The following is a 13,292-nucleotide window of genomic DNA, read 5'->3' on the forward strand; positions in this document are numbered from 1 at the left end:
ATAAAATCTACTCTTTGACACAACCTAAAGAGTAGATGAAATTACTGGAGGATTAAAAATGAGAGTCATTCTAACGGTCATGCTGCTTTTTCTCCTGGCCCATTCAGCTGCATATGGGATGAAGGTGCCCCAAGTGGATTTACATGTGTCCACAGAGGAATATGCGATTAGTTTTCTTCCTGTACTAAAAGGAGAAGTGGCGGTGCTTCATTTGGCATCTGGTGAAAATTATTTAATTAATACAGGACCTTTAGAGGAGCGAAAGCAGCTCTACTACTATTTGAATCAACTTCATATTAACAGCATAAAGGGTATGGTCATCACTGAAAAAAGTGAAGTACATGAGAAAATGATCTCTGAACTGATGAAAAAATTCAGTGTGAATGAAATAATTGTAGGGGAATCTCTCGCTCCATTTATTTCTAAACAACTTGTCCAACACGTCCATACTGTTCAACAGGACCAGACTTATGCATTTTCGAAAGAATTGATCATGAACGTTCTGCATGAAGGCAGTGACAAAGGAGAGGGGATGGACTTCTCCATCACCTTCTTTCATCATCGTTTCCTCTGGCTCAGTTCACAATCAATACATGCAGAAGATGCATTATTGACCAAGCCGTTACAAACCGTCAATATCGTTAAAATTCCACTTCATTCGAAAGCAGAAAGTATGTCTCATCAACTGCTGGAGCATATTGATCCACAGACGGCTATCTTGTACCGTTCTAAGGAAAGGCTCCTTAATGGTGAAATGCTTGAAGCCATCAACGAAGCATGGGTCGATTTGTATTTAACTGGTCAACATGGTTTGATTGCAGTAAAATTTAATAAGAGAAACTATGAAGTCCTAACATTTGATCATAAGGATGGAGTGTTTAATGAAAGAGGATAAATGACATTCAGGCTGATCTTTCTTCAGCCTGTGTGATGGTAGATTCCGTTTAGTTTTTATGATAACCTCTACCATATTGGTTCTTAATGTTGTTATAATGTGTGTATAGTTTTTTACTCTTTCTGTGGTGAAATTGATTGCCCCTATGAGTATCATAAAAGGAGGAACAACATGGAAAGCCGAATTGAGATACTTTCCACCGTTCGTATTGAATATACGGATAACTTATATAAAGTGGTTGATACACTGAATAGAACTTTGAAAAAAGATGATTATATGTTTGGTTTAGCATTAGATCCGGAAGATCAAAATCAAGCAGTATTAACAATTTATCGTACATAAAGAGTGATTGAAATGAAAAAATGGCTATTGATTATCGCGTTAGGGTTCCTCGTCATTGGCACTGGAGTCTCAATACTACTGTACCAGGTGTCTCGAAATCCCCTGGATCGTCAGGCAGAGAAGGCTCTTAGTCGAGTTGAAAATGAAACGACTATCGTGGAAGTTCAAAACACTAGCTTCTACAATGGCTCAAAGTCCTATGTCGTTGTGACAGGCAAGAATGAGCAAAATGAAAAGATGGTTGCGTGGGTACCGAATAAAAATGGGAAAATAATTGAGAAAAAATGGGCAGATGGCCTTTCAAAAGATCAAGCACTTAATAAACTAAGAGATGAAAAACAACCGAAAGAAGTGTTATCTTTGCGTTTGGGGTATGAATCTGTAGGTCCTGTCTGGGAAATTACTTACTTAGATAACCAAGATAATTTAAATTATTTCTATCTGTTGTTTTCAACTGGAGAATGGTGGAGGAAAATTGAAAATTTATGATCAGGAGGAATATGTCAATGGAATTTACATTAGCTGACAGGGTAAGTGCATTAACACCATCAACGACTTTAGCTATTACGGCCAAAGCAAAGGAAATGAAATCACAAGGCATTGATGTCATTGGTTTAGGTGCTGGTGAACCGGATTTTAATACACCTGAACACATCATCAAAGCGGCTTACGACTCGATGAAGGAAGGTCACACGAAATACACTCCTTCTGGGGGTATGGCCACATTAAAAGAAGCCATCATTCAGAAATTCAAACATGACCAAAACCTTACCTATGCAGCCTCTGAGGTCATTGTCACAAGTGGAGCAAAGCATGCCCTTTATACATTATTCCAGGTCATCTTAAACGAGGGAGATGAGGTCATCATCCCCACACCTTATTGGGTTAGCTATCCAGAACAGGTGAAACTTGCAGGTGGTACGCCTGTGATTGTGGAAGGTAAAGAAGAAAACGAGTACAAAATTACTCCAAAGCAGTTAGAAGAGACGATTACATCGAAAACGAAAGCAGTCATTCTTAACACACCGAGCAATCCGACCGGCATGCTATACTCTCCCCAAGAGTTACAAGCGATCGGAGAAGTTTGCTTAAAGAATGAAATATTGATTGTATCAGATGAAATCTATGAAAAGCTTGTATACGATGGAAACACTCATTCATCCATTGCAGAATTGTCTCCTCTTCTGAAGGAACAAACTATTGTAATCAACGGAGTGTCTAAATCCCATTCCATGACAGGGTGGAGAATTGGATATGCGGCAGGTAATGAGAAAATTATTAAAGCGATGACCAATCTTGCCAGTCATTCTACTTCGAATCCAACGACTACTTCCCAATATGGGGCCGTTGCAGCCTACTTTGGGGATCAGCAACCTGTTGAGGATATGAGACAGGCATTTGAAGAACGCCTAACGATTGTTTTTGATAAACTAAACAATATTCCAGGTTTCCATTGCTTGAAGCCGCAAGGTGCTTTCTATTTATTCCCGAATGTTTCGGAAGCTGCAAAGAACACTGGCTACAATAATGTTGACGAATTTACCAAAGCACTATTGGAAGAAGCGAAGGTAGCCGTAATTCCGGGTTCAGGTTTTGGATCGAATGACAATATCCGTCTTTCATATGCGACAAGTCTGGATGCACTTGAAGAGGCAATTGAACGCATGAATGAATTCGTTGTGAATAAAAGTAAATAATCATATGAGGTTTGCAGATCGAGATAAAACGGTCTGCTTTTTCCTTAAACTCATCTCGTTTTGCTCTATCTATTGCGGCGGGATAATGGTAAATGTATAATAAATAACGATACATAAGCGTCTTAGTTTTTTTGGAGGGAAAAAATCGTGAAAACTACTATATCTCAAGTAAGTAAGTTCGTTGGCGAAGAAGTAACCATCGGTGCATGGCTTGCCAACAAACGTTCAAGTGGAAAAATTGCTTTTCTTCAGCTTCGTGACGGGACAGGATTCATTCAAGGTGTTGTCGTAAAAAGTGAAGTAGAAGAAGAAATGTTTCAAAAAGCAAAATCATTAACACAAGAAACATCTCTATATGTAACAGGAACAGTCTCAGAAGATTCACGTTCGCCATTTGGATTTGAACTGCAAGTGAAGAGCGTTGACGTGATTCATGAAGCTGTCGATTATCCTATCACGCCAAAAGAACATGGAACAGAATTCTTGATGGATCATCGTCATCTTTGGCTACGATCCCGTAAACAACACGCTGTGATGAAAGTGCGTAACGAAATCATTCGTGCAACATATGAATTCTTTAATCAAGAAGGGTTCGTTAAGGTGGATCCACCAATTCTTACTGGAAGTGCACCTGAAGGAACGACAGAGTTATTTGCCACTAAATATTTTGAAGAAGATGCCTATCTTTCACAAAGTGGTCAGCTGTACATGGAAGCAGCGGCTATGGCATTAGGAAAAGTATTCTCATTTGGTCCAACATTCAGAGCAGAAAAATCAAAAACACGTCGACATTTAATCGAATTCTGGATGATCGAGCCTGAAATGGCATTCTATGATTTTAAAGATAATCTGGAAGTCCAGGAGCAATATGTTTCGTATATTGTTCAGTCAGTATTGGACAATTGTAAGCTTGAATTAGACAGACTTGGAAGAGATACTTCTAAATTAGAGCAGATCAAAGCGCCATTCCCTCGTATCACCTATGATGATGCACTAAAATTATTACACGAAAAAGGCTTTGATGACATAGAGTGGGGAGATGACTTTGGGGCTCCGCATGAGACAGCCATTGCAGAAAGCTATGACAAGCCGGTATTCATCACTCATTACCCGACGTCTCTTAAGCCATTCTACATGCAGCCAGACCCTGACCGTGATGATGTTGTATTATGTGCAGACCTCATAGCTCCAGAAGGATATGGAGAAATCATTGGTGGTTCAGAGCGTATCCATGATTCAGAGCTTATGAAACGACGAATTGAAGAGCATGAGCTGGCAACGGATGCCTACAAGTGGTATCTGGAATTAAGAGAATATGGTTCTGTTCCACATTCAGGATTCGGTCTTGGACTGGAACGAACAGTCGCATGGATCAGTGGAGTTGAACACGTAAGGGAAACAATTCCGTTCCCTCGTTTGTTGAATCGATTGTACCCATAAACAACCACATATCAACGGAAGAGCTGGCTGGATTGCTTACGGGCAATCCAAGCCGGTTCTTTTCTTTTTTTTCCAACTTTCTTCTATTTCATAACCATGTCCACATATAGTTAATCATGATATACTAAGGAGTGAGGTGTACCGAATATGGATTATAAACGTTTAATGGTGTCCTGGATTGAAGAGGGAACACTGAACATTCCGCAACTATTACTATCCAATTATCATGCAATGGGTTTAAATGAGTCAGAATTTGTTTTACTTCTGCATATTTATGGTCACTTGGAAAAGGGTAACTTTTTCCCGACACCTGAAGAACTTTCAGAACCTATGAGCATTTCTACAGAATTTTGTTCTTCCCTATTACGAAAGTTCATTCAACAGCAATATTTAACTATTGAAGAAGGGTCTTCAGCTGAAGGAATCCTTTTTGAGAAATATTCACTCAATCCCCTATGGGAAAAGATGGCTGAATTCGTGATACAAGATTCAAAGATGAAACAAATGCAGCAATCAATGGAAGAAGAAACGGATATTTATACGACATTCGAACAAGAATTTGGTCGTCCTCTTTCTCCGTTGGAATGTGAGAGCCTGGCCATGTGGCTGGATCAAGATGATCACAATGCCACAATTATTAAAGCAGCCTTGAGAGAAGCTGTTATTTCTGGAAAATTGAATTTCAGATATATAGATCGGATACTATTCGAATGGAAGAAAAATGGAGTGAAGACCATCGAGGATGCTCGCAGCCAAAGTCAACGGTTCCGAACACACCAAAAAACGGCAGCCCCCAATGAATCTGCTGCTTCTCCCAAACGAAAATCAGTACCATTTTATAATTGGCTTGAGCAATAGAACAATAAAAGGGACTGACACTCAAATAGTGGGCGTCAGTCTCTTTCATTTGATGAAAATATTTCCTTTAAGAGTAGATGGAGGTAATGAAAATCATGTTAAATAATAAACAAATACATATTTGCCTGGACGAAATGAGGGAAATGTTCCCGGACGCACACTGTGAACTCCGTCATGAGAATCCTTTTGAGCTTGTCATAGCAGTCCTGCTATCTGCACAATGCACGGACGTCCTCGTCAATAAAGTAACAAAAGGCTTATTTAAAAAATATAAGCGCCCCGAGGATTACCTGGCTATTACATTAGAAGAACTTCAACAAGATATACGTTCCATCGGCCTATATAGAAACAAAGCAAAAAATATACGTAATCTATGTGAAATCATTCTGACTGAATATGGGGGAGAAGTGCCAGAAAACCATGAAGACTTAGTAAAGCTCCCCGGGGTGGGTAGGAAGACCGCTAATGTGGTAGTGTCCGTAGCTTTTGGAGTCCCAGCGCTAGCTGTCGATACTCATGTGGAGCGGGTAAGTAAAAGGTTGGGGATCTGCAGGTGGAAAGATAGTGTATTAGAAGTAGAGAAGACGTTGATGAGAAAAATCCCACGGGAAGAATGGTCCGAAACCCATCATCGGTTAATCTTTTTTGGCCGATACCATTGCAAAGCCCAATCACCTCAATGTGATGTTTGCCCATTGGTGGACTTGTGCAGGGAAGGGCAAAAGAGGTTGAAGAAAAGAGAAAATATATGAACGAATCCACTTTACCAATTCCGTATCATTCCTTTATACAGCTATCTCACCTATTTGAGGAACAGCATAAACAATATGCAAAGAATCTCGCTTTAAACCTGTGTCGAAAAAAATAAGGCAACGAGAGAATTCTCTCGTTGCCTTTTGTCTTATTCCAGAGTTCTTCTGGTTTCTGATTGTGTGGCAGGTGTACCATTGGTGGAACTATTCCCGTTACCGGTACCACCAGTGCCGCCTCCGGTACCAGCACCGTCACCAGTACCGGAATCGCCAGTACCGCTACCACCAGTACCACCGGTTCCGCCATCAGCGCCACCGTCTCCGGTGCCGGATCCTTCTCCCTCAGGCGGCGGTGTAGTGCCCTCATCGCCACCTGTATTGTCTCCGTCATTACCTGAGTTATCCTCATTACCATTTCCTTCGCCATTATTATTCCCTTGACCATTATCATTCCCTTGGTCATTACCGTTACCATTTCCATTATTACCTTCGTTGTCTTGGTTGTCTTCGTCAGTATTTCCTTCATCTTTGTCCTTAGTTTTAACCTCGACAGTTACAGATGCAGGGTTACTCCGTTGATCATCTGAAATGGCAACAACTTCAAAGGTGAATGCACCTTCGGATTGAATATTTTCAACATTTAAGCCTTTTTTATCTGTGGTTGTTAAGACTTGTTTTGCTTCGCCATTAATGGAAACGGAAACTTCAAATTTCACGTCTTTTTCCTTACCATAATCCCAGGCAAGAGTAATGCTTTTATCTTTCTTATTGAATTTACCTTTCAGTTTAGAAGGCGCATCAATTTTATCGAATTCTTTCGACACCTTGGAAGGTTCCGTTCCACGAACGAATAATTCCGTAATGATTCGATCATCTGGAGTATACTCACTCGGCAACCTTGGAGGGTTACTTCCCATTTCTACTTTCGACTCTACGACACTGTCCGGCTTATTGAAGTCGGGAGTATCTACACCATCGTGGACGTAGCTCATCAAGTCACTTACGATGTATTGAGCGACATGACGATCAGTAGGTGATAGTGGGATGGATTGGGTTTTGTACCCGGTCCAAACGGCTGCTGTGTAATTTGTTGTATAGCCTACAAACCACGAGTCAGGAGCGCCTGTTTTAGCAATCCCGTATTTATCCCTTTCCTTTTGAGAGTAGTTCGTCGTACCTGATTTACCTGCCATAGAAAGGCCGGGTACTTTTGCATATTTCCCAGTCCCTTGCGGGTGATCGATAACGCTTTGCAGCATATCAGAAATCATATAGGCAGTATATTCCTTCATTGCAGGTTCAGGTTTGTTGTCGTTCTTGATTTCTGTTTCGCCATCTCGCAAGACGACTTTCGATACAGTATGGGGTTTGTTATAAATCCCTTCATTACCGAATGCAGCATATGCACCAGCCATTTGTTCAGAGTTTACCCCCGGTGATACTCCGCCAATAGAGGCAGATTCATAGTAATGATCGAATTTCAGTCCAAGTCCGTTGACGAAATCCTCCGCTTTCTCCGGTCCAACTTCCTGGAAGGCTTTTAAAGCGGTGATATTTCGGGAATCCCACAGACCCTCACGAATCGTGATTGGCCCTTTAAATTGACCGTCGTAGTTGTTGATTTCTGTTCCGTTTGAGTATTCATAAGGCTCATCTTTTAAAATATGATACGTTGACCATTTTAAATGTTCAATGGCAGGAGCGTAATCAAGTAGAGGCTTGATGGTAGATCCTGGCTGACGTTTGGAGTCGATGGCGTAGTTGAATCCACGCTTAACGTCCGGGTCTTGTTCCCGTCCGCCTCCAATCGCCCGAACTTCACCTGTTTTCGTATCAAGAAGTGTAACACCAGCCTGCATCGGTTCTTCTGCAGCGTCAGGATAGCTGAAGCTGGTATTTTCACCTGCTAATATTTCTTCCAATCGCTTTTGAGCATTGGGGTCGACTGTCGTGTACACTTTTAGACCATCAGAAAATAGATTATAGTCACCCATTTTTTGCACTTCATCAATCACTGCATCAACAAATGCAGGGAATTTGTCACTGTTTTTCTTTTCAACATCTTCAGCTGAAACTAATCCTTTTGTAATAGGGATAGCTTGAGCTTCTTCTTTTTCTTTTTCTGAAATCTTTCCGTGCTGGGCCATTAATGAAAGAACGATATTTCGTCTCTTCTCAGCTTTTTCAGGGAATTCGAAAGGGTTGTAATTGTTAGGACTTTGAGGAAGTCCTGCAATTAAAGCAGCTTCATTCAACTTGATGTCTTTAATATCTTTACCGTAGTAATAATCTGCTGCTGTCGCCATACCGTTTATTCCTGCAGACATGTACACCTTATTGAAGTACATTTCAAAGATTTCTTCTTTCGTATATTCCTGCTCAAGCTTTAATGCTAACCAAGCTTCTTGAGCTTTTCTTTTTAACGTTTTCTCAGGGCTTAAGAAGGAACCTTTGATGACTTGCTGCGTGATCGTGGAAGCCCCTTCTGAACCGAAACCACCGGTTACATTGGCGATGACCGCACCGCCTAAACGAATCAAATCAATCCCGTTATGTTTGTAAAATCGATTATCCTCTGTTGCAATGACTGCATCCTGCATCACCTGAGGGATATCATCAAAGTTAGCGTACTCCCGTTGTTCTTTCCCAACAGATGTAATCAAATCCCCGTTCATATCATAAATTTCAGATGCAATTGGATCCTTTAGTAATTTTTCATCCAGCTTTGGTGCACTTGATGCATAATAGGCAAATAAACCTGCACCCGCAAGCATCCCGATAATACCAATGATAAATAATGATATAATGACGCGCTTAACCACAGAGCCTTTCTTCTTGCTCTTAGTGGATTTAGACTTCTGTTGGGCCAGGCGTTTTTCTTCCCTTGACTTGTATTGACCAGCCATATTGTTTCCTCACTTTCAATCTTCTGTGTTTTTAGTATTGTCTAAGAATAAAAATATACTACTCATAATGAAATAAAATATAGATTACCTCATTTTTCTTAAACTAAAAATATAACTGATGGACTATTTTTAAATAATCAACTCGTGGATGGAGCCCGAGTGGGATCCGTATTCCTCTCTCTTCCATCTCGTTGCGCTTGATCGATTTTCTTCCCCCGCCTACCATGCGGTCCCAGAAATACCTCAATGCCTCATAAGGGAGCAGGAACACTTCTTCAGTAACGGAAAACCTGACTAACACAAAGGTTATGCCTTGTTGTTCATACACACTTTCCATATGTAGGATTTGGTGTTCGTGAAAGTTTTGAAGGGGAAAAGACGTTTTATTTTTCGTTTCCTTCGCTTCGAAATCAATATACCTTCCTTTATACACTCCGTTGTAGTCAGTCGTTGAAGGTTGCTTAAAGTAGGCTTCCTTAATGACAGCGGCACTTCTTGAAGGATAATGCACATCCACAATTTGAACTGGAGTAGGCTTTTTGTGAATAACCGCTTTATGAAACGTCAAATAATATTGATTCGTTTCATTAATATCTTCTTCAAGTGTCATCCCTCTGTTGCTATACGATATTTGCTTCGGTTTTGCCTTTGCTTTTTTTGAGGGTAGTGTTGCTTCCACATATTTCTTTCCATTCGGATAATGGAATTTCATGGTAATTCACCTCGCAGACTAATCTATATCATAACAGAAACCACTCCAATTTGTGTGAATAATTGTTTACAAATCTCGTCACTCTAAGAGTAATGGAGAAAGGGGAATAAAAGATGAATAAATACAACAATACTTATCGCTTTTTACCCTATATCCCTGAACCTAAACGTGTAAATAAGTGGATTGAAGAACTCGCTGCCTTAGTGAATTCATATAATCAAGATAATATATCACGAACACATGCGTATCAAAACTATTTTCTTCTCCACCCAGATATAATGTGGTCCTTTCTTGCTTCAATGGTTTCGCGCAATGCAGGCTGGAATATGACTGATTTAAAAGGGGATACTTTCCCTCGTCTCTTACGTTCTGAAACATGTGATCTTCTGTTTATGACCTTCGAAAGAGCGAATTGGAGCATTTTTCAGGATGCCTTTCCTCAGCTGCTTCTCTATCATTATTCGACGATCTATGGGAAGAAAATGTTTCACTTATGTAGAGAATTTCAAATCTCACGCTTTATGGAGAAGGAGTGGGATCGGTATTGGGAAGAGAAGGATGAGATTAGGTTAGTGCATTCACTCATTATCAACGAACAACACCTCATACAACAGCCGGTCATTGATCATAACGTGTATAAAAGAAGGGTATTTCGCACGTCCCTATTCTTCATTGAAGATCATTTGCATTTCAGCTCTGTTTTATTTCCGACGTTGCAAGGTGAACTACTAGGTGCAAGCGTGCACGGTTTCCGGGGAATTGACAATAGGATCCAATTAGGAAACAGGCTATTTACGCTTTTATTTCACCCTGATTACCATGACCTCTTTGTGAGGTTTGCCATGGAAGTGGAACATACCGGTTCCAGAAAGGATTATGAAAAATTTTGCATAGGGATGAAGGAAACGAATACACCTGAACTTCGTCAGGTTTATGAGAATGTCTCTCATAATTGGAAGGACCACAGGGACTGGTCGAAGGAGGTTATCGTCCGCCGATCCTGGTATGAACAACCGGACCTATTACAAGATATCGATTTGACTAAATGGTTTTTTACCAAACAGAGGCAGCTTGAGAAAGTGGCGAATATCAAAGAGGCAGTTAAAAGGATATGGTTTAAAGATAAAAAGAATAGACCAACGCTATAAGGAAAGCGTTGGTCTATTCGGTTCTCATTATCTTCATATGAGTAAGCTTCTTTATTCATTGTTAAGTCGAAGGACGGTTTTCGCCTTCTAATTTAGGGTTGCCTTTTGAGGCTTTGGTTTCGACTGAATTCGTTGCTGTCGTTTGTTTGGTTTGTTTGTTTTTTTGATTCTTCATAAAGAACACCTCCATTCATAGTATTTTTCGTTTTTACACCATTTATTCAGGAACTGTCGAAACATAATCTGGGGAATGTCCTATTTACACTTTCTTTGGCGAAACGCTTCTAGTTTTGTCATGAGGGAAGGGAAAGGATCACAAAGAGAGAATTACTGTATTAATCCAAAAAAAAGGTGGGAGGATTCACATGCTTCCAAAACAAGATATCATGTTAAAGTTAGCCGAAATCGAAGAAAGTCTTAATCAATTAGAGCAGAGTTTACATGACCGAATCTCAGTTGAAGAGAAAGAAGGATTAAGAACACTAACGAATCAGATAAAGAAAATGGATAATCAATTAAGCTCTTTGGAAGGTAAATCAGATTCAGGTAAGGTTCTGATAAATAATAGAGAAAAGTCATTTGTCCTACAAAAACTTGAATTATCCTATAAGACGTCTTAAACTAAATTTATAAGAAAGTAGCACCTGCGCTACTTTTTATTTTGTCTACATTTTTATGGAGGGCTTTTTTTGAGAGAGTTAAAGCAAGTAACAGGAGAACTCGTCGTACTCGTTGAGAAAATGATGAGCGAATATAAAAGTAGGAGAAAGTCGGGAGAAAAAGGAGATTTTCACACAGAAGTGAAGCCTTTTGCCGATGAAGTGAAAGAGAAAAATGATGCTTGGAAAGAATTGTCCATGAGATGGATTAAAGAATATAAGCCAAAACACATTCACTTACCTCAGGTTCTAAATACATTTGACAATATCGAAATGCTTTCTGTTCATTGTTTTTTTCCCGAGTCCAGTTACAATCGGTTTATTAGTCATTACCAATCTGTATCGTACGTCCTTCTAACCCAGATCGATTTTTTAAATGAAAAATAAGAGGCTGCCACTTGGCAGCCTCTTTCTTATGGGGTTGAAGTGGAGGGTTCCTCCACCGTATTGATTTCTCTCGCTAAGTCTCTATAGTGGTGGTACGAAATCTCATTCGAAATATAAAGTTTTTTGGCCATGGTAAGAAGTTCTTGTTGATCTGTTGCTTGATAGTTCTTGCTACTTTCATATCGTTTCAGCAGTTCATTCAGGTTCATCTTCATTCCTCCCAATACTCATATTTCATTTAAAACAAGGTAGCTTGGATATACATTTATCCTAACATAGAAAACGTTTTCTTTAAGTTGTAAGAATAGTGTAACTTCCGACAATCTTCTTCTATTTGTCGAAAAATGTTTATGGGTTTATTCACCAATAATTGGTCTGAAACATAAAATAGTGTAACCATTAAGAAGTAGGGGGGCTAAGTATGAATTCTTCACCTTATTCGAGCCAAATGCGTAACCACTATCATCCAAATTATTATTCACAGCATGCCTTTATGGGTCCGATGATGAACTTTCCTGTACAGGGGATGAGACCTCCTAATTATGGAGCTTATCCACCTAATTATTTACCATCATTCGATGGTCATTATTCTGGTGGTGGGAATCAGGTGAACCCATATCCGCAGATGAATCAATCACAGCAAATGAATCCATATTTTGAAAATCCGCTTCAGCAGAAAGAGTACAATCCGTATCAAATGAAGGCAAAGGAACAACAAGCCTATGCTAATCCTTACCCGAAAGCATCGTTTCTGTCAAAACCCTCTTCTGGAGGGGTAAGCAATTTTATGAATTCCTTTAAGTCTCAAGATGGATCATTGGATTACAGCAAAATGATGAACACTACCGGACAAATGATGGGAGCAATTAATCAGGTTTCCTCATTAGTGAAAGGGTTAGGCGGAGTATTTAAGTTCTTCTAAGCGATTGCCGTTTTTCTACACTGTATACTTTTCAAGGAAAGCCTACAAATAGATATTAATCTTCAAAGAGGAGCTGCCATTTGGCAGCTCCTCATTTCATAGCGATATTCAGGCAATTATTCTATCGGTATTCGTTTACCGGAATCTTTATTTATTTCTACGGTCAATAATCCGTCATGATAGGCAGCCTTCACATTCTTCTCATTTACAGCTCTTGGGAAAGGAACTGTTCTGCTGCTTTTTTTCATGGATTGTTTTCTCCTTATCATTTGATGTTGCTCATTTTCCTCAGAGTAAATTTCCTGGTGTGACACTGAAATGGTGATATATTGTGGGAATACATCAAGCTGAATCTGATCTTTCTTTACACCTGGAAGTTCAGCAGTAACGATATAATGATCATCAGTTTCGGTCAATTCAACAGGAAATGATCCAAATGGATTAGCGGATGACGTAAAGAACTCATCGATGCTTTGTAACATGCCCTTCATTGGTCTTTCATGAAAGAACTCATTCATGGAATGTATCAGATCACCAAAACCTTTATTATTTGAAGAATCGTTGGACATGAATA

16 protein-coding genes are annotated in these 13,292 nt (G+C 39.7%); 12 read left to right on the forward strand and 4 right to left on the reverse strand.

Features of this window, described 5'->3' with window-relative positions; all coding sequences use genetic code 11:
* Positions 1-58: 58 nt before the first annotated feature.
* The 8 genes from FGG79_RS01155 (at position 59) to FGG79_RS22375 (ending at position 6,100) form a co-directional block, all read left to right on the forward strand.
* Positions 59-895, forward strand: a complete 837-nt coding sequence (locus tag FGG79_RS01155) for a hypothetical protein (RefSeq protein ID WP_138775815.1) — start codon at positions 59-61, stop codon at positions 893-895.
* A gap of 171 nt (positions 896-1,066) precedes the next feature.
* Positions 1,067-1,237, forward strand: a complete 171-nt coding sequence (locus FGG79_RS01160; protein ID WP_082051082.1) for a YpmA family protein — start codon at positions 1,067-1,069, stop codon at positions 1,235-1,237.
* Positions 1,238-1,249: 12 nt separating this feature from the next.
* Positions 1,250-1,726, forward strand: a complete 477-nt coding sequence (locus FGG79_RS01165; protein ID WP_138775817.1) for a cell wall elongation regulator TseB-like domain-containing protein — start codon at positions 1,250-1,252, stop codon at positions 1,724-1,726.
* A gap of 17 nt (positions 1,727-1,743) precedes the next feature.
* Positions 1,744-2,934 carry a pyridoxal phosphate-dependent aminotransferase gene (locus FGG79_RS01170; protein ID WP_138775819.1) on the forward strand — a complete coding sequence of 397 codons (1,191 nt, stop codon included), beginning with the start codon at positions 1,744-1,746 and terminating at the stop codon, positions 2,932-2,934.
* 147 nt (positions 2,935-3,081) lie between these two features.
* Positions 3,082-4,374 carry an asparagine--tRNA ligase gene (asnS, locus tag FGG79_RS01175; RefSeq protein WP_171050737.1) on the forward strand — a complete coding sequence of 431 codons (1,293 nt, stop codon included), beginning with the start codon at positions 3,082-3,084 and terminating at the stop codon, positions 4,372-4,374.
* 147 nt (positions 4,375-4,521) lie between these two features.
* A complete protein-coding gene (locus FGG79_RS01180; protein WP_138775822.1) occupies positions 4,522-5,232 on the forward strand; it encodes a DnaD domain-containing protein in 711 nt (236 codons plus the stop codon).
* Positions 5,233-5,327: 95 nt separating this feature from the next.
* Entirely contained in the window at positions 5,328-5,984 is a 657-nt protein-coding gene (gene nth, locus FGG79_RS01185; protein ID WP_138775824.1) for an endonuclease III, read from the forward strand.
* A complete protein-coding gene (locus FGG79_RS22375; protein WP_481747249.1) occupies positions 5,981-6,100 on the forward strand; it encodes a YpoC family protein in 120 nt (39 codons plus the stop codon). Before nth ends, FGG79_RS22375 begins: the two co-directional genes overlap by 4 nt.
* A 33-nt stretch (positions 6,101-6,133) precedes the next feature.
* On the opposite strand, the gene FGG79_RS01190 is transcribed toward FGG79_RS22375, so the two are convergent.
* The gene (locus FGG79_RS01190; protein WP_138775825.1) at positions 6,134-8,890 is read right to left on the reverse strand and encodes a transglycosylase domain-containing protein; all 2,757 of its coding nucleotides are present in this window, start codon (positions 8,888-8,890) and stop codon (positions 6,134-6,136) included.
* 103 nt (positions 8,891-8,993) lie between these two features.
* Positions 8,994-9,602: a Holliday junction resolvase RecU gene (recU, locus tag FGG79_RS01195; protein ID WP_138775827.1), complete on the reverse strand. Its 609-nt coding sequence runs from the start codon at positions 9,600-9,602 to the stop codon at positions 8,994-8,996.
* Positions 9,603-9,715: 113 nt separating this feature from the next.
* On the opposite strand from recU, the gene FGG79_RS01200 reads away from it, so the two are divergent.
* The 3 genes from FGG79_RS01200 (at position 9,716) to FGG79_RS01210 (ending at position 11,796) form a co-directional block, all read left to right on the forward strand.
* The gene (locus tag FGG79_RS01200; RefSeq protein WP_138775828.1) at positions 9,716-10,750 is read left to right on the forward strand and encodes a DUF2515 family protein; all 1,035 of its coding nucleotides are present in this window, start codon (positions 9,716-9,718) and stop codon (positions 10,748-10,750) included.
* Positions 10,751-11,115: 365 nt separating this feature from the next.
* On the forward strand, positions 11,116-11,370 hold the full coding sequence (locus tag FGG79_RS01205) for a hypothetical protein (RefSeq protein ID WP_138775830.1): 255 nt from the start codon (positions 11,116-11,118) through the stop codon (positions 11,368-11,370).
* A gap of 69 nt (positions 11,371-11,439) precedes the next feature.
* On the forward strand, positions 11,440-11,796 hold the full coding sequence (locus FGG79_RS01210) for a YppE family protein (RefSeq protein WP_138775832.1): 357 nt from the start codon (positions 11,440-11,442) through the stop codon (positions 11,794-11,796).
* Positions 11,797-11,822: 26 nt separating this feature from the next.
* Here the strand turns inward: FGG79_RS01210 and yppF are convergent, their stop codons facing one another.
* Positions 11,823-12,005 carry a YppF family protein gene (gene yppF / locus FGG79_RS01215; RefSeq protein ID WP_171050738.1) on the reverse strand — a complete coding sequence of 61 codons (183 nt, stop codon included), beginning with the start codon at positions 12,003-12,005 and terminating at the stop codon, positions 11,823-11,825.
* Positions 12,006-12,217: 212 nt separating this feature from the next.
* On the opposite strand from yppF, the gene FGG79_RS01220 reads away from it, so the two are divergent.
* The gene (locus tag FGG79_RS01220) at positions 12,218-12,718 is read left to right on the forward strand and encodes a YppG family protein (protein ID WP_240794171.1); all 501 of its coding nucleotides are present in this window, start codon (positions 12,218-12,220) and stop codon (positions 12,716-12,718) included.
* A 116-nt stretch (positions 12,719-12,834) separates the two neighbouring features.
* On the opposite strand, the gene FGG79_RS01225 is transcribed toward FGG79_RS01220, so the two are convergent.
* Complete coding sequence (locus tag FGG79_RS01225; RefSeq protein WP_138775836.1) at positions 12,835-13,287, reverse strand: Hsp20/alpha crystallin family protein; 453 nt, start codon at positions 13,285-13,287, stop codon at positions 12,835-12,837.
* Between the last annotated feature and the right edge of the window lie 5 nt (positions 13,288-13,292).

The sequence above is a fragment of the Bacillus sp. BHET2 genome (assembly GCF_005938125.1).
Classification (GTDB): domain Bacteria; phylum Bacillota; class Bacilli; order Bacillales; family Bacillaceae_B; genus Rossellomorea.